We start from the raw sequence: 25007 nt of genomic DNA on the forward strand, positions 1-25007 counted from the left end.
AAGGTAACACCTGATGACCCAGCCCACACTGCCCATCCTGGTCGATGTGCTCAATTTGCTCTCCCAAATCGGGGACGCAACCCGGATCACCGGAATATCGCCGCTCAGCGGAGGTTGCATCCACCGCGTGTATCGGATCGCGACCGAAAAACGCGCTTACCTGGTCAAATGGAACCCCAATCCGTTGCCGGATATCTTCGAAGTCGAGGCCCAGGGATTGGGACTCCTCGCGGGCACCGGTGCGGTTCGCGTCCCGCAGGTTCTGGCCGTTCACCATCAGCCGGATTTCATTTTATTGGAATGGATTCAATCCGATATGGATCCTCCGGAATGGGATCAGGAACAGCTCGGCAGTCAGCTAGCCATGCTGCACCGCCATCCGGCCGGGGAATCCTACGGTCTGGATCGCGACAACTACATCGGTGCCAACATGCAGGTCAACGCCTGGCGAACAAGTTGGCGGGCATTTTTCCGCGACTGCCGGCTTGTTCCGCAGATGAAAATGGCCGTGAAAACCGGCGCCCTGTCCGGTGCGCCGCTTCACAAGCTCGAATGGCTCATCGATCACCTCGATCGCTGGATCGACGATCGGGCCTGCCGGCCTTCACTGTTGCATGGCGACCTGTGGTCCGGCAACGTCATTCCCGGTCCGGGCGGGCAACCCGTGTTGATCGATCCGGCGGTTTATTACGGCGAACGGGAAGCCGAACTGGCATTTACCGAACTGTTCGGCGGTTTTTCCCGCCGTTTCTACCAGGCATATCACAGCATCTGGCCGATCGACCCTGCTTATTCGGCACGTCGCGACCTGTACAACCTCTATCACCTGCTCAATCATCTGAACTTATTCGGCCCGGCCTATGCCGGATCGGTCCGGGCGACCATCGAGCATTATTCTGACCGCTAGTCCGGCTGCCGGACGCTTCCACCATTCTTTTCGGCGCGGGCCAGGTCCAGCGATTCGACGGCATGGCGCAGGTGCGGGACCACAATGCTCCCGCCCACAATCAGGCCGACATTGAGAGCATCGTAGATCTCTTCGTCTTTCCAGCCCGCGTCCACGCACTGCACGATATGGTAATCAATGCAATCGTTACAGCGCAGAACCGTCGAAGCCACCAGCCCCAACAACTCCTTCGTTTTTGCATCCAGTGCGCCATTCTCATAGGCCCGGGTATCCAGGTTGAAAAAGCGCTTGATGCCCAGGTGATCGATTTTAGCGATGCGGTCATTCATACGCAGCCGATAAGATTTGAACTCTTCCAGCCGGTTTGCCATTTCTCCTCCAGGTTTTGCACTGCAAAGCACATGAACGTTTATATTTCATGACTATGCGCAGTTTTAAATTGAAAAAAGCTGCTCGCCTGGCCCTATTTGAAGGGATCGAGCAGCTTCGATCGGGCTAATTGCTCTTGGCGCTGATGTAACCCAGCGACGCGGGCGCGATCTTTTCGACCGGAAGTACATCCACCAGCTCATACTCCCGGCTGCCCAGGCCCAGGGCTGCGCCGTATTCGACGACCTTGTAGGGATCCTTGAGCGTGCCGTGCAGCCACTGCAAAGGATGGCCTTCGTGCGAATAGATTTCCATTGAGGTGGGCACATTCTCTTCGATCAGCGGCGTTTTAGCGGTCACATCCAACACAGCCTGATCGAGCGCCACGATATCGTCCGAACCGAAAATGCCCGCGTCCGGCAGGACCGGCATGCTGGTAAAGCCAAAGCAATCGCACACCGGCGTGATTTGGGTTGCCAGAACCAGATGGACCATCTTTTCCGGCGCGAAGGTCGACATCGTTATCGAGGTGCTGATCGCCATGGCTTCCTGGAAGGCATCGAAGTTTACCGCATCGATCTTCAGGCTGCCCTCGGGCGCCACCTGCAGACAACGCCCGCAATTGTTACACTCATCGAAATGCAAATGCAGTTCTGTGGGGTCGAATTTATCCTCGACGATGCCGTTGTGCGGGCAGGCTTCCAGGATGCGTTTGCGCGTGTCCGAATCCGGGCAGCGCTCCGCAAACCAGTAGCGGTCGAAGTGCACGGTATCGTGCATCTGGCCTCGCGTCTCGCCGACCATGCACCCCAGCGCCAGATTCTTGAAGGCGCCGCCGTACGAACACGCCGGATGGCCTTTGGCGTGCGCGAAATTAACCAGGAAAGACGCCTCTTCGATCAACCCGGCCACTTTCCAGGTTTTGATATTCTTGAATGGATGTTCATGGGCATAAAAATGGCGTTCGGACAGCCCGGCAGACGGGTATATCGGACAACCCAACACTTCGGTAGTATAGCCTCGGGTTTCGGCGCCGGCCACGTCCCAGTCCACGTCCACGGCGAACGGTTTTCCACCGCCCTCCCGGATAGCCTGGACGACCTTTCGCAGGAAAACCGGATGAATCATCGAGTACCCGATATGGTTACCGGTGTGAATCTTTAATGCAACCGTTTCACCTTTGACGCGTTCGCGCAAATGGAGCCGGTCGATGATCAAATCCAGTTTCGCCGGCAAGGTCTCTTCTGCAACCAGGCGCGCCTGCCTGGCGGAGCCAAAATATACGCTGCTGCTCATCCATCACCTCTTTCAGAATCTTTATCCTCTATGGGTAATTTCATAATTATATACCCCGACCTTGTCTCTTCTGGAGAACCATCGAGATTGTCATCAGGTATAATCCCTAAAGTGAACAACGAATCCGCCCTCCAGCCCAACCTTCCATACGAAACGCTCGCCGGAATTTTGGAAAGAATCACATTCCAAAACGACGAAACCGGCTACACGATCGCCCGGCTCAGGCAGCCCGGCCAGAATGGGGAGATCACGGTAGTCGGCAATCTGCTCGGCATGAACGTCGGCGAATCAGTCAACCTGCACGGCCTGTGGACGCTGCACCCACAATACGGGCGCCAATTCGAGGTGCGCTATTTCACCATCGAGGCGCCCACAACCCTGGATGGCATTCGCCGCTACCTGGGCAGTGGACTGATTCGCGGTGTGGGCTCATCCACCGCGGCCCTCATCGTGAATGCCTTTGGCCTGGAGTCGCTCAAGGTGTTGGATGAGACTCCGGAACGCCTGCGGGAATTACCCGGCGTCGGCAAGAAGCGCGCGGCTCAAATTCTGGCCGGTTGGGAAGAACAGCGCCAGATCAAGGCCATCATGTTCTTTTTACAATCCCAGGGAGTCAGCGCCAGCCTGGCCGGAAAGATCTACAAAGCCTACGGCGACGCCGCCATCGGCATCGTGCGCGCCAATCCCTACCAGCTCATGACCGATATTTACGGCATCGGTTTCAAAACCGCCGACCAGATCGCCCGCCAGACCGGTGTTCCCACCAATTCGGCTCAAAGAATCCGCGCGGGGCTGCTATACGCGTTGGATACGCTATCCAACGCAGGTCATTGTTTCGCGCTTCGCGAACAGCTCACCGCGGAGACCGCCCGCCTGCTCGATCTCGAGCCTGCTCTTTGCCAGGCGCAGATCCAAGCCCTCCTCGACCGCGATGAACTTGTCCAGGATGGCGATGCGCTCTACCTGAAGTCGCTTTATCAGGCCGAGAGCCGCGTGGCCTGGCAGTTGGCGCGCCTGGCGGGTACGCCGGCCGACCGGTTGAGCAACTTCGCCAGCGCCGATTGGTCCGCCATCGACGCCGCCATGGACGAATATTCCTCGATTCACCTATCGCAGGAACAAAAGAACGCCGTTCGAATGGCGTTGATGCAAAAAGTGAGCATCATCACCGGCGGACCCGGCACCGGGAAGAGCACCATCACCCGCAACATCATCGAACTGGCCCTGGCTGCCAGACTCAGCGTGCTTCTGGCGGCGCCAACCGGCCGGGCCGCAAAACGCCTGAGCGAAACCACCGGTCTCGAAGCCCGTACCATCCACCGTTTGTTGGAATACACGCCGGCTGCGGGAAATCAATTCTCGCGAAATGCACAAAACCCGCTGGACGCCGATCTGATCATCGTCGACGAAATGTCGATGGTGGATATCGCACTGATGCGCCACCTTGTGGACGCCATCGGCGAAGGGACCCACCTGGTCCTTGTCGGTGACGTCGACCAGTTGCCCTCGGTTGGGCCTGGAAACGTGTTACGAGATTGCATCCATTCCGGCGTCCTGCCGGTCAGCCGCCTGACCACGATCTATCGTCAGGCGGACGACAGCTACATCATCGTCAACGCCCACCACATCAACCAGGGCGAGGCGCCTGAGTTTTCGAAAAAATCCAGCGATTTCTTTCTGTTCGCCGAAGAAGATCCCAAAAAGGCCGCCGACTGGGTAATCGACCTCGTCTCGGAACGCATCGCAAAGAATTTTGGCTTCGATGCGAACAGGGATATCCAGGTGCTCACGCCTATGCACCGCGGCGAAGCCGGCGTGACCGAACTCAACCAGCGCCTGCAGGCAACCCTCAACCCACCCGCCGCTCGCAAAATCGAACTGAAGCACGGCGCGCGCGTCTTTCGTGAAGGCGATCGCGTCATGCAGATTCACAACGATTACGACCGCCAGGTTTTCAACGGCGATATCGGCCAATTGCAGAAAATCGATCTGGTCGGCCCGACGCTGAGCGTCAATTTCGACGGGCGCCTGGTCGATTACGACCAGACTCAACTGGATGATCTGCTGCATGCCTATGCCATCAGTATCCACAAGGCGCAGGGATCCGAATTCCCGGTCGTGGTCATTCCAATCCTGATGCAGCATTACATGATGCTGCAGCGCAATCTGCTGTACACGGCCGTAACGCGCGCCAGGAAGCTGGTGGTGCTGGTTGGCAGCCGCAACGCCATCGCGACCGCGGTGAACAACCAGCGCGTACGCCAGCGCAACACCCGACTGACCGAACGCCTGACCGCCCTGTTCTCGTCAGCCACCCGATAAGAATCTTATGAACAAACCCATTCTCGTTTCCGGCCTGATCAATATCGAAACCGCCCTGCGCATTTCCAGTTTTCCGCTGGAATACTTCTCGGTCACCTATCCATTTTTTGGCATTTCCTCCAGCGTTTCAGGCGTGGGCTATAACATCGCCAAGGCGCTGACCGTGTTGGGAGACCGGGTGCGTTTCCTTTCGATCATCGGGCAGGATATCGCCGCTCAACAGGTGCGCGCCAGGTTGATCGAAGAAAACATTGCCTGGAAATACGTGCTGAATCAGTCCGGACAGACCGCTCAATCCGTGATCCTATTCGATGAGAGCGGCCGGCGCCAGATCCACACCGACCTGAAGAACATCCAGGAATTGACCTATCCACTGGACCTGTTCGACCAGGCCGTTGAAGATGCGGATATCTGCGCGTTGTGCAACATCAATTATTCGCGTCCGCTTTTGCAGCGTGCCAAATCCGCCGGCCGCCGGGTGGCGACCGATGTCCACACCATCTCCGATCTGGAGGATGAGTACAACCGCGACTTTATGCAGGCCGCGGATATTCTTTTTCAAAGTGATGAGCGGCTACCGGTCTCGCCGGAGGACTGGGTTTGCCGGATCTGGAACCGCTATCCGGCGGAAATCGTCGTGGTCGGTCTGGGCAAACAGGGAGCCCTGCTTGGCCTCCGAAATGACCATGCGTTGGTGCGCATTCCCGCCGTCCGAACCCGGCCGATCGTCAACACCATCGGCGCTGGGGACGCACTTTTTTCCAGCTTCCTGCATGGTTTTAACCAGGGCGTTCTCCCGTTCGAAGCGTTACAAAAAGCCGTGGTTTTCGCATCTTATAAAATCGGCGTGACCTCCGCCTCGGACGGTTTCCTCACGGCGCAGGCACTGGAGGCGTGCTGCGCTGAGATACATTCTGCCGGCGCAGCCTGATTACAACCAGCCTTGCAGGTGGTACATCAGGATGCCAATGTATTCCTTCATCACATTGGTAGTCAGACCCAGGCTGCTGCTGTTGGGAATGAAGGAAATCAGCTTGGCCTGCCAATCGCCGCCGGTGAGGTTCTGCCAGCCCTGCCGCGTGACCGTATAATCGACCGGCGCGGGAATCACCCGGATGCCCTCGTGTTCGAACAGCGCGACCGACCGCGGCATGTGCGCCGCCGATGTCACCAATACGATCTCGGTGATACCGGCCTCTTTGAGCATTTCGGCGCTGTAAACCGCATCCTCATGCGTGTTCTGGGAACGGTTTTGCAGCCACAGGGCGCTCTCGGGGATGCCCATTTCACGCAACAGGACCGCCATATCCTCGGCGGGTGTACCGCTGTCGCCGTCCTGCCAGGTGATGCTGCCGCCGCTCAACAGGAGCACCGGCGCCACTCCCTCGCGGTATAACTTCGCCGCGTACAAAATCCGGTCGCCGGCTGCGTTGACCTCCACGTCCGGACGGGGGTACTGCTGCGATTCGGTCCCGCCGCCCAATACCACGATTGCTTTTACCAACGGCAGCTTTTCGGGCGGCAGATAGCGCCATTCCAGCGTCTGCGCCAGGCCGTAAGCCACCCAGCGGTTCGAGGCCAGGTACAGGATCACCAGCCCGGATACGATCAACGCTGCCCGCAGGCGTTTGTGACGATTCAAAATCAACGCCAGAACCAGCAGCAGGCAGGTCAGGCCGAGCGGGTATACGAACAGGGGTAATAATTTGGATAAGAATACAAACATGGTTTTTTAGAGTGTTTTTGCGATGACTTCCAGCGCCAATCGAATGGCTCGAAGGCTGGTTTCGTAACTCATCGACGCAAACGGCGCCGGCGCCAGGGCAACCTGTTCGGGCAGCGCCGGCAGGTGGATGAAACCGAGCGGAATCGGGATTTCCTGGCGGGCAACGGAATGCCGGCCCATGTAGAAGACCTGGTTGCAAAGGAATGCCCCCGCGCTCAGAGACAGTTCGGCCGGGATGCCGGCGGCCAGAATGGCCGCGTAGATTTCCCGCACCGGCAGGCTGGAAAAATAAGCCGCCGGGCCGTCCTGGAGAATGGGCAAATCTTGGATTTGTTCGCCCAGGTTATCCGGAATCCGGTAATCCATCAGGTTGATGGCAATGCGTTCGATCGAAATCGATGTCCGCCGGTCCGCTTCGCCCAGGCAAAGGACGGCATCCGGGTGGTAATCGGCGATTGCCGCGAGCAAAGCCTCGGGTCCATGGATACGGTCGACTGGCAGGATCTGAGAAACGACCCGGCATTCGCTCATCCTCTCACCGTTTACCGCCGATGCGACCTGCTGGGATGGATTGACGGCACTGCCGCCGAAGGGTTCGAACCCGGTTACCAGGATGGTTTTCAAGGATGGTTCCTCCTCCGCAATTATAACGCCAACGCGACCGACGCCGGCGTTTGCTATTCCAACCAGCGCCTAAAACCGCTATAATTTGGACATACTACCAAACAAGGAGCTTCCATGACCTATCCTGCCTGGATCGAAGGCTTCCCGGGTTCGATCACCGTTTGTGACCGGGAAGGCATCGTTCTGTTCATGAATGCCCAGGCGCAAAGCGTTTTTGCCGCCGAGGGCGGCGCCGCGTTAATCGGTTCGAACCTGCTCGACTGCCATCCCCAGGCAGCGCGCAGCAAACTGGTCGAGATGATGAAAAACCAGCAGGCCAATGTCTATACCATCGAAAAGAAAGGTCAGAAGAAGCTGATCTACCAGACGCCCTGGTATGATAACGGCCAGTACGCCGGTTTTGTCGAATTGTCGCTCGTAATCCCATCCGAAATGCCCCATTTTATCCGCCAAGGCTGAAAGGAATAAACGCAATGGCTTCAAAACAATGGAAAAACCCGCCAGAAATGGCCATCGATACAACCAAGAATTATCGGGTATCGATGACAACCAACCGCGGCATCATTACCCTGGACCTGTATCCCAAACACGCGCCTAAAACCGTGAATAATTTTGTTTTCCTGGTCCGTGAAGGTTTCTACGACGGCGTGAGTTTCCATCGCGTCATCGCCAACTTCGTCATCCAGGGTGGAGACCCCACCGGCACCGGAATGGGCGGCCCGGGCTATCGCTTCGAAGACGAGGTGAAGAACAACCCACTCAAGCATGAAACCGGCGTCATCTCCATGGCTAATGCCGGCCCAAACACCAATGGCAGCCAGTTCTTCATCACCCATTCGCCGCAGCCGCATTTAGACGGCAAACATACCGTTTTCGGTAAGGTAACCTCCGGAATGGATGTGGTCAATGCCATTCGCCAGGGGGATGTGATGCAGACGGTGACGGTCGAAGAGATCGAGGCCTGATGTTCAAAACGCCGCTTCGGAATTTCGGAGCGGCGTTTTTATTACTTTCTAGAAAACATCCTATAATAAATAAATATCGTTAGCTTTGATTTTTGGGTACAGCCTGGTCAGGGGGAAAATCAAGAAAGGATGGCTCCATGCGGATTCTAATTCTTGGCGGCACGGTATTCCTGGGCAGGGCGCTCGTGGATGTTGCCCTCGAGCAGGGACATGAGATCACCCTTTTCAACCGCGGGCGAACCAACCCGAATCTCTTTCCCGGGATCGAGAAACGGTACGGCACCCGGGATGGCGATCTGGTTGAGCTGGAGGGCGGGCATTGGGATGCCGTTCTGGATACCAGCGGTTATGTACCTGCGGTCGTGCGCAAATCCGCCCATCTGCTCGCCCGTCAGACGGACCATTACGTTTTCATCTCCACGCTTTCCGTTTATGCCGATGTTTCCGAACCGGATATCGATGAGAACGCGCCCGTGGCGCGTTTGGCCGATGAAAGCGTCTCGGAAGTCAACGGCGATACCTACGGCCCATTAAAGGCAGCCTGTGAACGCGAGGTCATTGAATCCATGCTGGACCGGGCTTTGATCGTCCGGCCGGGTTTGATCGTCGGTCCATACGACCAGAGCGATCGTTTCACGTATTGGGCGCACCGGTTGGCTCGCGGCGGTGAGATTTTGGCGCCCGGCCGCCCAGACCGGGAGATTCAATACATCGATGTCCGCGATCTGGCCGAGTGGCTGGTACGCATGGTCGAAAACCAGGTCACCGGCGTGTTCAATGCCGTCGGACCCGCGGTCCCCTTAACGATGAAACAGTTACTCGAAGCCGGCCGGAAAGCCCTGAACAAACACTCGGTACTCACCTGGGTCGAGGATGAATTTTTACTCAAGAAGCATGTCGATCCCTGGATCGATCTGCCGTTGTGGCTCCCGGATTCCGACCATGAATCCAACGGGCTGTTCCGGATCAACGCTCGCAAGGCCTGGAACGCAGGTCTGGTCTTTCGCCCCGTCGAAGAAACCTTCAAGGCCACCAGTGATTGGGATGCCGGCCGCCCGGGCAACCACGACTGGAAAGCCGGCCTGTCCATCGACCGTGAAAATGACATTCTGCGATCCTGGCACCTTACGCAGCAAACGTGATCGTCAAAAGCGCCCCTGGATCCAGGGGCGCTTTTGATTTTTCGAGCATGAATTATTGAGCAGGCGGCAAAGGCGAAGATGGCGGCACGTCAAGCGGTTCTTCCGGCACCACCAACAGCATCACAAAATAGGCCAGGATGGTCGCCGGGAATGGAAAGGTAATAATGGCCACCACCACGCGAATAATCGTGGGATCGATATCCAGGAATTTTCCCAACCCACCACACACACCACCGATCATCCGGTCGGTTCGCGATCGATATAAACGTTTTTGTTCTGACATCATTTTTTCTCCTTCTTGATCTGGCATATTCAGTATACGCAAAGCCCTGGAAAATGTTGCGCGGATGTCGCGCAACTATCTTCGGGATTTCGCGTATATGATGTAGATTTCCATGATGAGGTTTACCATGAATGACTTCGATGATTTTATCAAGAACTATTTTGGGGTGATCGTCCGCCCACAGACATACCTGAATATGCTTTACTTGTTCCTCAGCTTCCCGCTTGGAATTTTCTACTTCGTCTTCCTGGTCACCGGACTAAGCCTGGGTTTTCCTTTGATCATTCTCTGGGTTGGCATCTTGATTTTGGCGGCTGTTTTTGCGGCCTCCTGGGGGCTGACGGCTTTCGAACGCGGGCTGGCGATTTCCATCCTGCACGTAAGAATTCCGCCTATGGCCAGACCCACGCAGCCTTCGGCCGGTTTCTGGCAGCGAATCAGGGAATACCTGACCAATCCGGTCACCTGGAAAGGAATGCTGTATCTATTTTGCAGATTCCCCCTGGGAATCATCAACTTCACCCTGGCCGTAACGTTTCTTGCGATCATACTTGGGTGTGTTGCCGCTCCTTTTACTTACTCCATAGCCACTTATGACTTCGGATTTATGGTTGTCAATTCCCTCTCGGATGCGCTGCTGGTCATGATTTTGGGTTTGGTTCTGGCGCCGGCAGGGTTGCACCTGCTCAACTTTGTGACGCGCATTCAGGGCGAGTTCGCGCGGGTGATGTTGGGACAGGCCAGTTTTGAAGAGAATTCGCCGGCCGCGCCGGCTGCTTCCCAGACCGTGGACCAACCAGCCGCGCCGGAGAATGGGCCTACACAATCGTAGCGCATCCCGCCAAACGCAATGTTAACTCAACAGCCTCTGCATTTTCCATCGCAGAGGCTGTTCTTTTTGTTATCCATGCTATACTGGACATAATTCATAAACTAAACCTCATATCGATGCCCATGGATGGAGATCCGATCATGACCACCAGCACTCATTTACCGATCGATCATAGCGATGTGCCGATTCGACTCTTTACGTCTGATTTCCTGGAGTTCTTCACCCACATCAGCCCAATCACGGTTCTGGTAATCTGGCTCCCGGTCGGATTATATTTTCTGGTGAAAGCAATTCTGAACTTACCCAACGGCGCCTCAGCCGTTTATATCCCGCTGCTCTTTCTTCTGGGACTCTTCCTGTGGACCTTCTCCGAATATACGCTGCACCGTTTTGTGTTTCATTACCGGCCAAAGAATGCGTTTCAGGAAAGGATCGTTTTCCTGTTTCACGGCATCCATCATGCCCAGCCGCAATGCAAGACCCGGCTGGTCATGCCGCCCATTGTCAGCATCCCTTTGGCGGCTTCGTTTTATGGACTCTTCGTGCTGATCTTCTCGGTCATCCTGGGTCTGCCACACTGGGTGGCGCCAATTTTTTCAGGATTCATTCTGGGTTATCTGGCTTACGATATGACGCACTACGCCACGCATCATTTTGGGATGCGATCCGGATATCTTAAGTTCCTGAAGCGTTATCATATGCAGCATCATTACAAGACTCCCGACCAACGCTTTGGAGTGACCTCTCCGATCTGGGATTCGGTTTTCAAAACGCGCCCAAACGACTAAAATGGAATCCATATTTTTTTAATGAGGAGCCGTCTGTGAAATACTTCCTGGGAGAAATTCATTATCTTGTTCCGAATGAACAGTTGGATCAATTCGTCAGCCTGCACCGCGCCTTCCTGCAGACCGGGTACGATCAAGACATTCTGCTCATTTCCGGGCCCAAGGTCCCCCGCACCGGCGCCTACCTGGTCGCGCGCAGCGAAAGCCTGGACGACCTGCTGGCGTTCTTCGCGAATGACCCTTACCAGCTCAATCACCTGGCAAGCTATACCTTTCAGGAATTCAACCCGGTAAAATTCCACCCCTGCATTCAGGATTGGATCCAATCCTGATCTGTTCGTCGGTGACATCCCTGCTATGATAAGAAATTTAGCCTGACCAGGTCGTTGGAGATCTGGTCAGCGCCATTTTCGCCATCCCGCGTTACACCCGAAATTTCCAGCAGCTCGCCGATGCGCCGCTGCCAGGCGCCGTTTTCGAATTGGGCCTGTTCGATCTCGAAACCCGGAATATGGGCGCGGATGAATTCCGTCAGCGGAGGCGATTCCCGGAAATCCTGGCGGGAGACATAAGCAAACGGGACGCCCGCCCAGTAGACTTCAGCGATCGTGCTGTAGCCAACCTTACCCAGAACCGCGTCGCTGGCCGCCACCAGATCCGGGTGAAAATAAGCATGCTCGTGGGGAAGCAGTATTAAATTAGCGGTGCGTTGCTCCGCATCCGAGCCGCCTGGAACGACGAAGGTGATCTTCGGGTAGGCCGATTTCAGCGCGTCCACATCCAGGCGGTCGGGAATGCCACCCATGGTGATCAGCACGGCTTTTTGGTCGAGCCCGATACCCAGCCGTTTACGCGTCTCGGCGCGGCCGGCGCGCGGTTTGCGGCTGACCGGCCGGGTTACAAGATCCGCGGGTGAGGACTCGCAGAAAGGCTGCGTGCGAACGTGCCGGCTGGCGCTTTGAAACACCGCCGCCAGGTAATCGATAAAGGGCTGAAATGGACGCCTGTATGCAGGATAACCTGCGTAGATCCAATCCCAGGTAAAATTTTCGATCAAAACTGAAGGCAGGCCGGCCTTTTTGGCCACCGCCAGCCCCAACGGTGCGATATCACAAAGCACCAGTTTGCAGCCGGAGGATCGAACGCCGTCCACCAACGCCTGAAGCTGCGCCTCTGAAAATGGCAGAAATTTTCCCAATTCGCGCAGCGTGGCGTCCACATCCTCCCGCAGGGCTGATTTTTGCACCAATCCGATGTCGCAGCGCATCGAATGATAAGTCCAGTTCGAATTTGAAATATTCCGGAAGAACCATTCGGGTACGGTCGTAAAGAGATGAAAATGGACATCGGGACGCAGGGTTTGGATCGCTTCGATCACGGCTGAAGCGCGCGCCGCATGTCCAAAGCCGTGCGGGGAGATAAAATAGGCGATCGAAATTTGGCTTTCTCTGCTCAAAGAATGGATCGGTTTCAAAAGAAAAGTCCTGCTATGCTAAAATGATGGCGATAGGAGTTGATAAGATGATTGCCAAGCGACCTCATATCCGGAGCAGCGTTCGCCGGCCGGACTCTGAACAATTGATCCTGCTTTCACTGGTCAGTTTTGCATCGACCGTAATTATAACCCGCCTGTTTCTCGAATTGACCGGTTACCCCCAGCTCGGAAACAGCGAACTCCACATTGCGCATGTACTGTGGGGCGGATTGCTTTTGTTCATTGCCGCGCTCCTGCCTTTGATTTTTCTAAACCAATGGGTCTTCACACTCACGGCCATTTTCGGCGGTGTCGGAGTAGGGCTGTTCATCGACGAGGTCGGGAAATTCATCACCCAGACCAATAATTATTTCTATCCGCCCGCTGCGCCCATCATCTATGGCTTCTTTCTGCTGACGGTTCTGGTGTATTTTCAAATTCGCAGGAACCCCAGGACCACTTCACCTCGCGTGCGCATGTATTACGCTTTGCATACCATGGCCGAGGTCCTGGATAATGACCTGGACGCGAACGAGGAAAGGACCCTGACAACGGACCTGACCTGGGTGGCGCAGCAGGTGCAGGATCCTCAACTGGCCCAGATGGCCCGTGCCATCCTGGAATATATCCAAAGCGATCAAACCGTGGTGGTCGATCGCCAGCCGACGGTTTTCGAACGTGTCAAATACACGGTTCTAAAATTTCTGGATGGTCTCTTTACAAAAAGAATAACCAGGATTGTACTGGTTGTCATGCTTGGGATCATGAGCCTTGCCGCAATCGTCGAGGTTGTTTATCTCCTTGTCTTCCGCTTTGGCTTGAATATCCATATACCCATCCCGCTGTTTCTGACACTTGGAGAATATTCGGCCCAATTTCATATCCGCTGGTTCCTGTATCGAGTGGCATTGCAGGCCGCAATAGGGATTCTCAGCCTGATCGGTCTGGTTTTGATCTTCCGGGGAGATGAAAAACACGGGCTCTTCTGGGCCCAGGTCAGCCTGATCATCAGCCTGACGGGGCTGAATCTGATCGTTTTCTATATCGATCAATTCTCCGCAGTGATCAACACATTTTATCAGTTCGCGATTGTGCTGCTCATTTCTTCCTACCGACGCCGCTTTCTGGTAAACCAGTCGAAGGATCGTCCTTTGATATCTCTGGAAAAATCACATCCGGATTGACCTCGAGGATCTCGGTTGGAATGCCGCCGCGGCAGAAATCGCGGAGGTCGCTTTGAAATTCTGTCACGCGATCCGTCATGAAGCGAGCGGTCATCCAGATGTTGGCCTGAAAATCCTCGTCCAGAATGACCCCCTCGTAGTCTTTGACCAGGCGGCGAATTCCTCCGAGCTGGGAATATTCCAATTCGAACATCAAGGTCGTCGTCGATACTTTTTGCGCCCTGGGCAGAACCTCCAACGCTTTCTGAGTCGCCTCGGTGTACGCCCTGACCAACCCGCCCGTACCCAATTTGGTGCCCCCAAAATAACGCACAACCACCCCGACGATGTCGCCCAGCCCCGAGCCTGTCAGGACGGTCAGGACCGGGCGACCTGCCGTACCGGAAGGTTCACCGTCGTCCGTGCAATGGGTGATCACATTCTGACCATGTCCAACGATGAATGCCGGTACGTGGTGGGTTGCGTCCGGATAATCGCTCTTTATCCGGCTGATGAACGCGCGCGCTTCATCAACGGATGGCGCCGCCGATACGCAGGCAATGAACCTGGAATTGACGACCTGAATTTCAACCCGGACTTCGCCTGCCGGAACCATTCGCCTTTTTTCTGCCAAACCAGCCTCTCCGAAAAACCAATCCTTGACGGATTCGGTATTGGATTAAATAAGTTACACCAAAAATCATTATAATGTAGCTTACGATTTTCAAATGAATTGTCAGGATATCGACGATTGAATAATTGGAGCCAATTATGGATTTACCGGTTGATCTCTTCCGCCCCGATTTTCAGCATGGTCCGATTCCTTACTTTTACCGGTCGACATCGGATCTCGAAAAGGGACTGAGGCATTTCATTCACCGCGGTATGGAACATCGCCAAAAAATCCTTTGCCTTCCGCCGCAAGCTGAGCTCCAGGCGCAATTCGATTCGCCTTTGCTGATCCGATCCATGGAAAATCTAGGGCTGACCGATCATCAGTTTGAATGGATACCCGACTCTGTCGAATGGGCAACCACCGGGCCATTCGATGCCGGAGTGTTGAAGGAATGGTTTCTGAGCCAACAGACTACCGCCGTCGCGAATGGGTATGCCGGTATTCGGGTCTGGCTCGACTTGACCCGGACGCTTTGCACTCAAACACAGATCGAACCCCTTCTGAATTGGCTCGAGACGTTCTCATCTCAACCGATTGCAGATGTACCGCTCTATTGTGCCTATGCTGACAACCAGATACCTCCGCGGACCATCCTTCAACTGCTGGCCGCACATCGAACTTTACACTTCGGGAATCAACTTCTGATCAATCCTTATCATGGCCTGACCCTGTCTGCGGATTCCGCTCCTTCTGCCGAGACGGTATCCAGGATCATCTCCAACCTTCAAGGATTGATTTCTTTCACCTCGAACCCCAGGCCGGAGCAACCGCGCCCGGATGCCATCCTGCGCGATGCGCCATATGGCATAGTCACCCTGGGAATCGATGGCTCGATTCGGACCGCGAACCCGAAAGCGTTAACGATTCTTGGCTACACGCAAGAAACCGATCTCAATTCCACACTTTTCATCGACCTGTTTTCTCCGGAGGATCGTTTCGAAGTCAGCCGCGTTCTTTCCGACCCGCGTTCGAAAAGTCATACCGATCTCGCGGTCGAATGCAAAATCCTTCGCAGGGATGGAATATCCATCCCGATTGAATTAAGGGTCAGTCAGATCGAACTGCCAGAACCCGATGGAGCTCATCTGGCCTGTTATTTTCACGATATCACCCACCATTATGAAATCGAACAGGCCCTGCGGGCCAGCGAACAACGCTATCGCTTCCTGGTCGAAAATCAAGGCGAGGGCGTGGTGATGATCGACGCGGATGGGAAGATCGATTACATCAATGCCGCCGGTGGAAATCTGTTGGGAGGAATCCCGGAATTCTTCATTGGGCAACGGATAACGAATTTCATCCCCGACTCGCAGATGAACCACTATCGATTGCAGCATGGAAATCGCCGGAAAGGCGTATCGACATCCTTTGAAATCGCGGTCCGCTCGTTTGACAATATCGAACGGGACATTCTGGTTACAGCCACTCCGCGCTATTCCCCGGGCGGTAATTACAACGGCACGCTGGCAATATTTCGGGATATCACCGAACGCAAACAGCTCGAAGAAAAGCTGCGCTATCAGAGTACCCACGATATGATGACCGGCTTATTCAATCGGACCTATTTTGACGACGCTGTCGAACTTTACGACCCGTTGAATGCGCTTTCGACCAGCATCATCATCGTGGACGTCGACGGATTGAAAGAAGTCAACGACCAAAATGGCCACAAGGCGGGTGACTTGTTAATCAAGAAAGTCGCTAAAATATTAAAGGCATCTTTTCGCATCGACGATGTCATCGCTCGAATTGGCGGGGACGAATTCGCCATTTTGCTTCATGAAACGGATGAAAGCCAATTGCGGCAGGCGATCATTCGCCTGCGCCGCAACCTGGAGGAGGCCAACGCCAACCTGCCGCTGGAACAGCAGGTCAGTTTTTCCATCGGCGGCGCCACCACCTCGCCGACCCTGGATATTTCTCAAACCCTGATGCTGGCCGACATGCGCATGTACCGCCAAAAACGCCGCAAAAAAGCCAGTCACGGCAGCCAGTTGGTGGAATGATATTGGGAGTTCCATGACCCACCGTTTTCCTTTCGCACACACTTTTTCGATCGTCGCCCGTGACCCATCGACCGGCCAAATGGGAGCGGCCATTCAGTCTCACTGGTTCTCGGTGGGTAGCCTGGTCATCTGGGGCGAAGCCGGCGTTGGCGTGGTCGCGACCCAGGCGATGGTCGACCCGAGTTACGGCAACCTGGGGCTGGAATTGATGCGCGCCGGTCGCCCGGCCACCCGGGCCCTGGTCGGGCTGCTGGCTGCGGATGAAGGCAGGGATCTGCGCCAGGTGGCGATGCTGGATTGTCATGCGGATGTGGCCGTCCATACCGGCAGCCGCTGCATTCAGGATGCCGGCCATGAAACCGGCGACGCATTTTCCGTTCAGGCCAACATGATGGCCAATCCTTCCATCTGGCCGGCCATGGCGAAGGCGTACCGCGAATCGAGCGGCACGTTGACCGCCCGCCTGCTGGAGGCGTTGGAAGCCGGACAGGCTGCCGGCGGCGATATCCGTGGAAAACAATCGGCCGCCATTCTGGTGGTCGCGCCAACCTCGACTGGCCGCCCCTGGGCCGACCGCTTGATCGATCTTCGCGTTGAAGACCATCCGGACCCAATCCTCGACTTAAAGCGCCTGGTTCAACTTCACGACGCATACGAATGGATGAATACCGGCGACCAAAAGCTCGGCGAGGGGGATATCGATGCCGCCCTGGCCGCATATCAACGGGCCGCCGGCCTGGCGCCCACCATCTCCGAACTGCCCTTCTGGCAGGCGGTCACTTTGATAGAATTAAAGCGCGTCGATGAAGCGCTGCCCATCCTAAAGGATATTTTCAGCCTGGAACCTGCCTGGCGAACCTTGTTTCAGCGCCTGCCCGCTGCGGGTTTACTCAACACCGATTCAGCGACGCTCGCCAGAGTTCTGGCGTCGACTCGATAATGTTCACGGAGCAATTTTCAGGTGGATAGCCCCTTCTCCCCCATCGAAGTCATGCAAAAAGCATTCCCCGGCCTGGGACCGAATGAAGCCGCCCGGATCGTCCAGAATGGGACTTTGATGACCGTGAGTGAAAATACGGTCCTCTGCCATGAGGGAAAATATGAAACGACTTTTTATCTCATCCTGCAGGGAAGCGCGCTGGTAACCAAGGTCATCAACGAAACCGAAACGCGCATTCTAAAGCACCTTTCTGCGGGCGATTTTTTTGGCGAGATGGCGATCATCCACAACGCGCCCCGGGCAGCCACCGTTTCCACTCTCACACCGACGACGGTTCTTGCGTTGGAGAAAGAAGCTTTTTCGGATATCCTCGAGACCAGCTCCAGCATCTCATTGGCCATGGTGCGTGAAGTCAGCAGCCGCTTGCGGCAAAATGACGAAATGGCCATCGAGGACCTGCGCCTGAAGGCCAGTGAGCTGGCTTCTGCTTACAACCAATTGGCTGAACTGGAGATCGCCCGCAATGAATTCTTGACCATCCTGGCCCATGAATTACGAACGCCGCTCATGGCCGCCAACGGCTATCTGCAAATTGCGCAAAGCGGCATGTTGAAAGACGACGAGTTGAAATCGGCGATCGATACCATCTCCCATCATGTGCAGGACATCACTTCACTCGTCAATAACCTGCTTTTCCTGCAAGAGATGAAGCTGATCCTGCCCGATTTTCAAAATGTCGACCTGGCCGGAATCGTGTCCAATGCTTGCGAAGCGTACCGCCAGACCGCCCTGAAAAACGGGTGTGAAATCAAATTGACGGCGCCGGAGGAAAAGCTGATTGTGCGCGCTTCTTCCAAGAGTCTGGAACGCGCTTTTTCCGCCATTCTGGATAACGCCGTTAAATTCAGCCCGGATGGCGGGTTGGTGCAGGTCGAAGTGGACCGTGACGAAACGAATTGCCGGGTCAGGATCATCGATCATGGCGTAGGCATTCCGGCTGAAGCCTTACCCCATATTTACGACCGTTTCTTCCATACAGACCAAATCGGCGACAAACTGTTCCGTGGTATAGGTCTGGGACTATCCATTGCACGAGAGGTCATTCAGCAGCATGGCGGTAAAATTGAAGTCAGCTCCGTCGAAGGAGCCGGCAGTCAATTTACAATCCATCTACCCATCCTCACAGAAAACAACGTGGCTAACGTTCCGGATCGGTGATTGGGTCTCAGTTTTGTGAAATTAAGGAGTCCAAAATGGGCGCAGAAGATGTTCATTATGAAGAATACAAGGTCGACGGCGAAGCCGTGGTAGCAAAGGTCAAGGAACTGGTTCATGAGGGTAACATTCGCCGCATCGTCATCAAGAACGAGCAGGGCCAGACCCTCATCGAGGTTCCGTTGACACTGGGCGTGGTCGGCGTTGTGTTGCTGCCGGTGTGGGCCGCCATCGGAGCCATTGCTGCTTTGGCAGTCAAACTCACGATTGTCGTGGAACGGGTGGATACGCCACCCAGCAATCCCAATATTCCGCCTGCAGCATAGGGTTTCAGAAAAATACCCGGCGCCTGACCGGGTATTTTTGTACTTGAAATAATAACACATTTGTTCTATAATCTGGTTATGGATACAGGTCAAAAGATCGGCCTCTTAACCGAACACATGGCGTTGGAACCCGATGGTGACAGCCCACTTTACGCCCCGCCTGCGTGCGATCTCCACAACCCAAGTGATGCCGGCGTCATCTATGGCGCTGCGGCCGGCGGCAGACGGGTGAAATTATTGAAAACGCTGCTGACCTCGGCATGTGAACGGGATTGCTACTACTGTCCGTTTCGGGCCGGCCGGAATTTTCAGCGCGAAACGATGCAGCCAGATGAACTGAGCGCATCTTTCTCTCACATGGTTCGGGCGGGCCAGGTCGAAGGGCTCTTTCTCAGTTCAGCGCTCGCCGGCGGCGGCGTGAAAACGCAGGACCGGTTGATCGCAACAGCCGAGATCCTGCGGCAGAAACACGGTTTTCATGGTTATCTGCACCTGAAGATCATGCCCGGCGCAGAAAAGGAGCAGGTCCTAAGGGCCATGCAGTTAGCCGACCGCGTCTCGATCAATCTCGAGGCGCCAAACGAAAAACGGCTGGGATATCTGGCGCCACATAAGAATTTCTGGGAGGAATTGTTCACCCGGCTGCGTTGGGTGGAGGATGTTCGCCGCAGCCTGCCGGGCGAGCAGGCCTGGAAAGGACACTGGCCATCCGTTACCACGCAATTTGTGGTGGGAGCCGCGGGCGAGAATGATCTGGAATTACTGACCACATCCGAATACCTCTTCCGCCAATTTCACCTCGCCCGAACCTACTATTCGGCCTTCAATCCGATTCCCGACACCCCTTTGCAGGACCATATCCCCGAAAATCCGGTGCGCCAACAGCGTCTCTACCAGGCTTCTTTTTTACTGCGCGATTATGGATTTTGCCTCGAAGATTTGCCTTTCGAGCAGACCGGCTTTCTCCCCCTGACAATCGACCCCAAAAGAGCCTGGGCTGAACAAAACCTGAGCGAACAACCCATAGACATCAACCGGGCTGACCGGGCGCAACTTCTGCGCGTCCCCGGCATTGGGCCAAAAACAGCGGATCACCTGCTCTCGGAGCGTCATCGGAATCCGCTCCATACCGTGAGCGATTTGGCGCGTCTGGGAATTCCCGTCCAGAAAAGTACGCCGTTCATTCTGCTGGATGGGAAAAGGCCTGCCCACCAGATGTCCTTATGGTAAGATTCAGGCATGCCATTCATTGAGTCGTTGGATACACCCGCGATCCATTTTCTTTTACAGGCCGGGGTGGCATTTAAAATCTTTCACCATTTATCCAAAATCCAATCCTTGCGACAAGCCGCTGAAGAACGCGGTCAGGCTACTGACCAGATTGTTCGCAGCATTCTGTTTCGCCTGTCAACCGGCGATTTTGTGATGGTCCTGATGGCCGGCGAAAGCCAGATCTCCTGGAAATCTTTGCGGGCCTACCTCGGTGAAAGACGGCTGACCCTCGCGGCGCCTCAGGATGTGCTCGAACAGACCGGTTATGAAATCGGCGCGGTCACACCCTTTGGCTTGCCCCGCAGCCTGCGAATTCTGGCTAATCCATCCGTATTTGTTTACCCTGAAATATCGCTTGGCTCGGGCAAGAAAGGATACGCCATCCTGATTCAGCCTGGTTTACTAAAAACTTTGATCGAAAACCTGGAAATTGCGCCGTTAACCGAGTAATTTTCATCCTGCTCTTATCTCTTTTTATTACCATTGACATCATCTACGTGTTTTTGAGGTTTGTGAATGGCACAACCGAAAAAGAGTAATTCCAACGATAATTCCGCTCCGTTGATTCTGATGGCAGCGGGATTGGTCTTGATCATTATTGTGCTGATCTGGCAGTTGTATAAATCGCAATCCAATAATTACAATCACAGCATGCTGCTTCCGACCGCCACAAGTGAAATCCCTTACCCGGAGGTAACCCGGGTAAGTCTGAAAGACGCGCACATCGCGTTTGATGAGAAAACCGCCGTTTTTGTGGATGTCCGGTCCGCATCGACATATGATCAAGGCCACATTCCGGGCGCGATCAACCTGCCGCTCGATCAGTTGGAAGCCAGTATTTCCCAACTCTCGCCGAAAAGCTGGATCATCCCGTACTGTACCTGACTCCATGAACAATCCAGTGCTCGTGCAGCGCAATTATTGATCGAAGCCGGGTTTACCGATGTCACTCCCCTGTTAGGTGGATATGGCGCCTGGACGACGAAAGGTTATCCGACCGAACCTTAACAAACCCAACCTCTCAGGCCGAAATTTTCGGTTTTCTGGTATAATTTTTTTGGTGTTAACTTTTTGACATCATTGGTTCCACTTTCATTCAAGGAGCCGAAGCTTTTCCAGAACGTCGTAGTTCAACTAAATATTGCAGACAGAGAAGAGATCGGCAAGCACCGACACCGAAGGGGCAAGCGTATGGAATGGCATTCCACACGTGAATCTCTCAGGTACACAAGACCCTGTCACATGCAGACTCTGGAAAGTCGCAAGACACCGAAGGGGCAAACCCATTGGGCGAATCTCTCAGGTTATCAACAGAGGGCACGCATTTTCTTAATGCGTGCCTTTTTCTATCCACCTAATCTTGTCGGAGGAAAACATGAATATCCCGAATAACTTGAAGTACACCAGCACGGATGAGTGGGTAAAAGTCGATGGAAACATCGCCACAGTTGGTATCACGGATCATGCACAGGAACAGCTCTCGGATGTCGTCTTCGTGGAAGTGACCGTGAGCGTCGGCGAAAAAGTCGCCAAGAAAACCACTATTGCCACCGTCGAATCGGTAAAAGCCGCCGCGGATGTCAACATGCCAGTTACTGGCAAAGTCATCGCCATTAATGAAGACCTTCCTCAGACTCCCGAACTGGTCAACAGCGACCCCTACGGCAAAGCCTGGATGATCAAAGTTGAAATCGAAAACCCGGCTGAATTGGATGCCTTGATGGATGCAGCAGGGTATGAGAAGCACGTTCAGGAGTAAAACAAAAGCATGTTCACGCCACATACGGATGCTGAACGCGAGGAAATGCTGCGCGTCATTGGCGTCGGCAGACTGGACGACCTGTTTGCGGATGTCCCGGCAGCGCATCGTTTCCCGACATTGAATTTACCGCCGGCGTTCACGGAAATGGAAGCCCGCATGCAGATGGAAGAGTTGGCAGGTGCCAACGAAACCGCGCATGATCTGATTTGTTTCCTCGGCGCCGGCGCGTACTATCATTACATACCCGCCGTTGTAGATGCCATCATACGCCGCGGTGAATTTTTGACGGCTTACACTCCTTACCAGCCCGAGATTTCACAGGGCACGCTCCAGGCAATCTTCGAATATCAGAGCATGATTGCCAACCTCACCGGGATGGAAGTCAGCAACGCCTCGCATTACGATGGCGCCACTGCGGCGGCCGAAGCCGCTGTGATGGCTTACCATCACTTCCGCGGAAAACGCGCTCGCTTCGTCCTGTCTCCCAGCCTCAACCCGCAATACCGCGATGTCATCAAGACCTATATGGCGGGTTACGAACAGGTTGAGTTTGCCGGATGCGATTCCAACCCGTTCGGTGATTTGAGCGACCTGGCTGGATGCCTGGATGGCAATACCGCCTTGTTAATTGTCCAGTACCCCGACTTTCTCGGTCGCATCTACGATTTCACCGATCTGATCGAAAAAGCCCACCAGGCCGGCGCGCTAGTTGCGGTCACGGCCAACCCGATCGCCCTGGGCATCCTCAAGACCCCGGGAGCCATGGGCGCGGACATCGTTGTCGGTGAAGGCCAACCGCTGGGGATCCCGCTTTCCTACGGCGGACCCTACCTGGGCTACTTCGCAACCAAGAAAGAGTTCGTGCGCAAAATTGCCGGCCGCCTGGTCGGTGAAACCGCAGACGCGGAAGGCCGGCGCGGATACGTGCTGACCCTGACCGCGCGCGAGCAGCATATTCGCCGTGAAAAAGCCACGTCGAATATCTGCTCCAACCAGGGATTGATGGCGCTGGCTGCCACTGTTTATATGAGCGAAGTCGGAAAGAGCGGCCTGAAGCAGGTTTCCAATCTGTGCTACCAGAAGGCGCATTACGCCGCAGCCCAGATCGGCAAAGTCGCCGGTTATGAAGTACTGACCGGCACGCCGTTCTTCCATGAATTTGTGGTCAAGTGCCCGAAGTCCGTCGAAGAAATCAACCTGCACCTGCTCGATCACGGGATCCTGGGCGGATACGATCTTGGAAAAGATTTCCCGGCCCTGGAAAACCATATGCTGATCGCTGTCACCGAGATGGTCAGCAAGGATGACATCGATGCGCTGTGCGAAGTTCTGGAGGAGGTGAAGCATGGCTGAGCCTACGATCTATGAGATCTCGTCTCCAGGGCGCGTCGGTTTCCGCTTCCCGGCCTGCGATGTCCCTGAAACAGCGCTTCCCACCGGGCTGGTTCGCGAAGACCTCCCGATGCCGGAAGTCGCCGAATTGGATGTCGTCCGGCATTTCACCAACCTGTCGCACCTGAACTACTCGATCGATTCGGGCATCTATCCGTTGGGGTCTTGCACGATGAAGTACAACCCCAAGATCAATGAGGATGTCGCCCGTCTGCCCGGTTTCGCCTACTCGCATCCCCTGCAGCCGGTCGAGACCGTTCAGGGCAACCTGGCCATGATGTACGAACTGCAGCAGTGGTTGTGCGAAATCAGCGGCATGGCCGGTGTGACGTTGCAGCCCTCGGCCGGCGCCCAGGGTGAATTTACGGGTGTGTCCATCATCCGCGCCTATCACCTCTCGCGCGGCGATGCCAAACGGACCAAGATCATCATCCCCGATTCGGCTCACGGCACCAATCCGGCCACATCCTCGATGAACGGCTTCGAAGTCGTCGGCGTCTCGACCGACGCCAACGGCAACGTCGACCTCGATTCGCTCAAGTCCGTTTTGGACGATACGGTCGCCGGTTTGATGCTGACCAACCCCAACACGCTGGGGCTGTTCGATCAAAATGTCGAAGAAGTGGTTCGTCTGGTGCATGAAGCCGGCGGTCTGGTCTACGGCGACGGCGCCAATTTGAACGCGTTGCTCGGCATCGTCCGCCCGGGCGACGTCGGATTCGACGTCATGCACTTCAACCTGCACAAGACCTTCTCCACACCCCACGGCGGCGGCGGACCCGGATCTGGGCCGGTGGGCGTTGCCAAACACCTGCTCGATTTCCTGCCCACCCCGGTTGTTGGAATCATCGAAGAAGGTGACGAAGAGCTGCCTCCTCTGTATGGGTTCGATACGCCGAAGCAAACCATCGGCCGCGTCAAGGCCTTCCACGGGCAGTTCGGCATGATCGTCCGCGCCTATAACTACATCAGCATGCATGGCCCGGATGGATTGCGCGATATTGCCGAATGCGCGGTCCTGAATGCCAATTACCTGCTGGCCCGCCTGCGCGATACCTATCACGTTCCGTACGGCCGGCATTGCATGCATGAATTCGTCATGGAAGGACAGTTGGATGGCGCGCCGGATGTACACGCACTGGATATCGCCAAACGCATGATGGATTACGGCATTCATCCGCCAACGAACTACTTCCCGCTGATCGTCCATGAAGCCCTGATGATCGAACCCACCGAGACCGAGAGCAAACAAACCCTGGATCACCTTACGGATGTGTTGATCAAAATCGCTGGAGAAGCGCGCACCAATCCCGAGTTGCTGCACGCTGCCCCGCACAACACCCCGGTTGGGCGTCTGGATGAAGTTCGCGCAGCCAAGGAACTTGTTTTGTGCTGCTGGCTTCCGGAAAAAATCTAAATTCAATCCATTCTTAGCCTTTACTGAAAGCTGCCGCTAGACACGGCAGCTTTCAGTTTTGTTAATCATAAATATTGACTTTTACCGACTTTATTCCATAATCTATCTAT

At 55.1% G+C, this 25007-nt stretch carries 27 protein-coding genes and 2 riboswitches; of the genes, 20 read left to right on the top strand and 7 right to left on the bottom strand.

Annotation, left to right across the window (positions count from 1 at the left end; translation table 11 throughout):
- The first annotated feature begins 13 nt into the window (after window positions 1–13).
- The gene (locus tag LARV_RS12925) at window positions 14–907 is read left to right on the top strand and encodes a fructosamine kinase family protein (protein ID WP_075074025.1); all 894 of its coding nucleotides are present in this window, start codon (window positions 14–16) and stop codon (window positions 905–907) included.
- On the opposite strand, the gene LARV_RS12930 is transcribed toward LARV_RS12925, so the two are convergent.
- Window positions 904–1278, bottom strand: a complete 375-nt coding sequence (locus LARV_RS12930; protein WP_075074026.1) for a carboxymuconolactone decarboxylase family protein — start codon at window positions 1276–1278, stop codon at window positions 904–906. The genes LARV_RS12925 and LARV_RS12930 overlap by 4 nt on opposite strands.
- Window positions 1279–1402: 124 nt before the next feature.
- On the bottom strand, window positions 1403–2572 hold the full coding sequence (locus LARV_RS12935) for a DUF362 domain-containing protein (protein ID WP_075074027.1): 1170 nt from the start codon (window positions 2570–2572) through the stop codon (window positions 1403–1405).
- Window positions 2573–2683: 111 nt separating this feature from the next.
- Here LARV_RS12935 and recD2 point away from each other — a divergent pair, with 111 nt between their 5' ends.
- The gene (recD2, locus tag LARV_RS12940; RefSeq protein ID WP_075074028.1) at window positions 2684–4894 is read left to right on the top strand and encodes an SF1B family DNA helicase RecD2; all 2211 of its coding nucleotides are present in this window, start codon (window positions 2684–2686) and stop codon (window positions 4892–4894) included.
- 7 nt (window positions 4895–4901) lie between these two features.
- Window positions 4902–5825 carry a carbohydrate kinase family protein gene (locus tag LARV_RS12945; protein WP_075074029.1) on the top strand — a complete coding sequence of 308 codons (924 nt, stop codon included), beginning with the start codon at window positions 4902–4904 and terminating at the stop codon, window positions 5823–5825.
- On the opposite strand, the gene LARV_RS12950 is transcribed toward LARV_RS12945, so the two are convergent.
- A complete protein-coding gene (locus LARV_RS12950; RefSeq protein ID WP_075074030.1) occupies window positions 5826–6620 on the bottom strand; it encodes a YdcF family protein in 795 nt (264 codons plus the stop codon). It lies immediately after the preceding gene.
- Window positions 6621–6626: 6 nt separating this feature from the next.
- On the bottom strand, window positions 6627–7244 hold the full coding sequence (pcp, locus tag LARV_RS12955) for a pyroglutamyl-peptidase I (protein ID WP_075074031.1): 618 nt from the start codon (window positions 7242–7244) through the stop codon (window positions 6627–6629).
- A 114-nt stretch (window positions 7245–7358) separates the two neighbouring features.
- Between pcp and LARV_RS12960 the strand changes: the two genes are divergently transcribed.
- From LARV_RS12960 to LARV_RS12970, 3 genes are all read left to right on the top strand, one after another.
- Window positions 7359–7703, top strand: coding sequence for a PAS domain-containing protein (locus tag LARV_RS12960; RefSeq protein ID WP_075074032.1), 345 nt, complete (start codon window positions 7359–7361; stop codon window positions 7701–7703).
- Window positions 7704–7717: 14 nt separating this feature from the next.
- Window positions 7718–8209, top strand: a complete 492-nt coding sequence (locus tag LARV_RS12965; protein ID WP_075074033.1) for a peptidylprolyl isomerase — start codon at window positions 7718–7720, stop codon at window positions 8207–8209.
- A gap of 137 nt (window positions 8210–8346) precedes the next feature.
- Window positions 8347–9351, top strand: a complete 1005-nt coding sequence (locus LARV_RS12970; protein WP_075074034.1) for an NAD-dependent epimerase/dehydratase family protein — start codon at window positions 8347–8349, stop codon at window positions 9349–9351.
- Window positions 9352–9403: 52 nt separating this feature from the next.
- Here the strand turns inward: LARV_RS12970 and LARV_RS12975 are convergent, their stop codons facing one another.
- Window positions 9404–9634: a PspC domain-containing protein gene (locus tag LARV_RS12975; protein WP_075074035.1), complete on the bottom strand. Its 231-nt coding sequence runs from the start codon at window positions 9632–9634 to the stop codon at window positions 9404–9406.
- 127 nt (window positions 9635–9761) lie between these two features.
- On the opposite strand from LARV_RS12975, the gene LARV_RS12980 reads away from it, so the two are divergent.
- The 3 genes from LARV_RS12980 (at window position 9762) to LARV_RS12990 (ending at window position 11586) form a co-directional block, all read left to right on the top strand.
- On the top strand, window positions 9762–10466 hold the full coding sequence (locus LARV_RS12980) for a sensor domain-containing protein (protein ID WP_075074036.1): 705 nt from the start codon (window positions 9762–9764) through the stop codon (window positions 10464–10466).
- 140 nt (window positions 10467–10606) lie between these two features.
- On the top strand, window positions 10607–11254 hold the full coding sequence (locus LARV_RS12985; RefSeq protein WP_075074037.1) for a sterol desaturase family protein: 648 nt from the start codon (window positions 10607–10609) through the stop codon (window positions 11252–11254).
- Between the two features lie 35 nt (window positions 11255–11289).
- The gene (locus tag LARV_RS12990) at window positions 11290–11586 is read left to right on the top strand and encodes a YciI family protein (protein ID WP_075074038.1); all 297 of its coding nucleotides are present in this window, start codon (window positions 11290–11292) and stop codon (window positions 11584–11586) included.
- Window positions 11587–11609: 23 nt separating this feature from the next.
- Here LARV_RS12990 and LARV_RS12995 read toward each other — a convergent pair whose 3' ends face one another.
- The gene (locus tag LARV_RS12995) at window positions 11610–12710 is read right to left on the bottom strand and encodes a glycosyltransferase family protein (protein WP_152031793.1); all 1101 of its coding nucleotides are present in this window, start codon (window positions 12708–12710) and stop codon (window positions 11610–11612) included.
- Window positions 12711–12775: 65 nt separating this feature from the next.
- On the opposite strand from LARV_RS12995, the gene LARV_RS13000 reads away from it, so the two are divergent.
- Window positions 12776–13912 carry a hypothetical protein gene (locus tag LARV_RS13000; protein ID WP_075074039.1) on the top strand — a complete coding sequence of 379 codons (1137 nt, stop codon included), beginning with the start codon at window positions 12776–12778 and terminating at the stop codon, window positions 13910–13912.
- On the opposite strand, the gene LARV_RS13005 is transcribed toward LARV_RS13000, so the two are convergent.
- On the bottom strand, window positions 13827–14525 hold the full coding sequence (locus tag LARV_RS13005; protein ID WP_152031794.1) for a YigZ family protein: 699 nt from the start codon (window positions 14523–14525) through the stop codon (window positions 13827–13829). The two genes, LARV_RS13000 and LARV_RS13005, sit on opposite strands and share 86 nt — an antisense overlap.
- 137 nt (window positions 14526–14662) lie before the next feature.
- Here LARV_RS13005 and LARV_RS13010 point away from each other — a divergent pair, with 137 nt between their 5' ends.
- The 10 genes from LARV_RS13010 (at window position 14663) to gcvPB (ending at window position 24897) form a co-directional block, all read left to right on the top strand.
- Window positions 14663–16573 (top strand): diguanylate cyclase, encoded by a 1911-nt coding sequence (locus LARV_RS13010; protein ID WP_075074041.1) that lies wholly within the window; start codon window positions 14663–14665, stop codon window positions 16571–16573.
- 13 nt (window positions 16574–16586) lie between these two features.
- Window positions 16587–17513 carry a DUF1028 domain-containing protein gene (locus LARV_RS13015; protein ID WP_083522549.1) on the top strand — a complete coding sequence of 309 codons (927 nt, stop codon included), beginning with the start codon at window positions 16587–16589 and terminating at the stop codon, window positions 17511–17513.
- A 21-nt stretch (window positions 17514–17534) separates the two neighbouring features.
- The gene (locus LARV_RS13020; RefSeq protein ID WP_152031795.1) at window positions 17535–18731 is read left to right on the top strand and encodes an ATP-binding protein; all 1197 of its coding nucleotides are present in this window, start codon (window positions 17535–17537) and stop codon (window positions 18729–18731) included.
- A 35-nt stretch (window positions 18732–18766) separates the two neighbouring features.
- Entirely contained in the window at window positions 18767–19054 is a 288-nt protein-coding gene (locus tag LARV_RS13025; protein ID WP_075074044.1) for a DUF4342 domain-containing protein, read from the top strand.
- A 78-nt stretch (window positions 19055–19132) separates the two neighbouring features.
- Window positions 19133–20284 (top strand): radical SAM protein, encoded by a 1152-nt coding sequence (locus tag LARV_RS13030; RefSeq protein ID WP_075075234.1) that lies wholly within the window; start codon window positions 19133–19135, stop codon window positions 20282–20284.
- 9 nt (window positions 20285–20293) lie between these two features.
- A complete protein-coding gene (locus LARV_RS13035; RefSeq protein WP_075074045.1) occupies window positions 20294–20776 on the top strand; it encodes an aminoacyl-tRNA deacylase in 483 nt (160 codons plus the stop codon).
- Between the two features lie 66 nt (window positions 20777–20842).
- A complete protein-coding gene (locus tag LARV_RS13040; RefSeq protein WP_075074046.1) occupies window positions 20843–21211 on the top strand; it encodes a rhodanese-like domain-containing protein in 369 nt (122 codons plus the stop codon).
- Window positions 21212–21466: 255 nt separating this feature from the next.
- A riboswitch (glycine riboswitch) is annotated at window positions 21467–21572 on the top strand.
- A gap of 3 nt (window positions 21573–21575) precedes the next feature.
- Window positions 21576–21642: riboswitch (glycine riboswitch) on the top strand.
- Between the two features lie 59 nt (window positions 21643–21701).
- A complete protein-coding gene (gene gcvH, locus LARV_RS13045) occupies window positions 21702–22085 on the top strand; it encodes a glycine cleavage system protein GcvH (protein ID WP_075074047.1) in 384 nt (127 codons plus the stop codon).
- Between the two features lie 9 nt (window positions 22086–22094).
- The gene (gcvPA, locus tag LARV_RS13050; protein ID WP_075074048.1) at window positions 22095–23441 is read left to right on the top strand and encodes an aminomethyl-transferring glycine dehydrogenase subunit GcvPA; all 1347 of its coding nucleotides are present in this window, start codon (window positions 22095–22097) and stop codon (window positions 23439–23441) included.
- Window positions 23434–24897 carry an aminomethyl-transferring glycine dehydrogenase subunit GcvPB gene (gcvPB, locus tag LARV_RS13055; protein ID WP_075074049.1) on the top strand — a complete coding sequence of 488 codons (1464 nt, stop codon included), beginning with the start codon at window positions 23434–23436 and terminating at the stop codon, window positions 24895–24897. Before gcvPA ends, gcvPB begins: the two co-directional genes overlap by 8 nt.
- Window positions 24898–25007: the final 110 nt, after the last annotated feature.

Origin of the sequence: Longilinea arvoryzae, from assembly GCF_001050235.1 — a bacterium.
Taxonomy (GTDB): domain Bacteria; phylum Chloroflexota; class Anaerolineae; order Anaerolineales; family Anaerolineaceae; genus Longilinea; species Longilinea arvoryzae.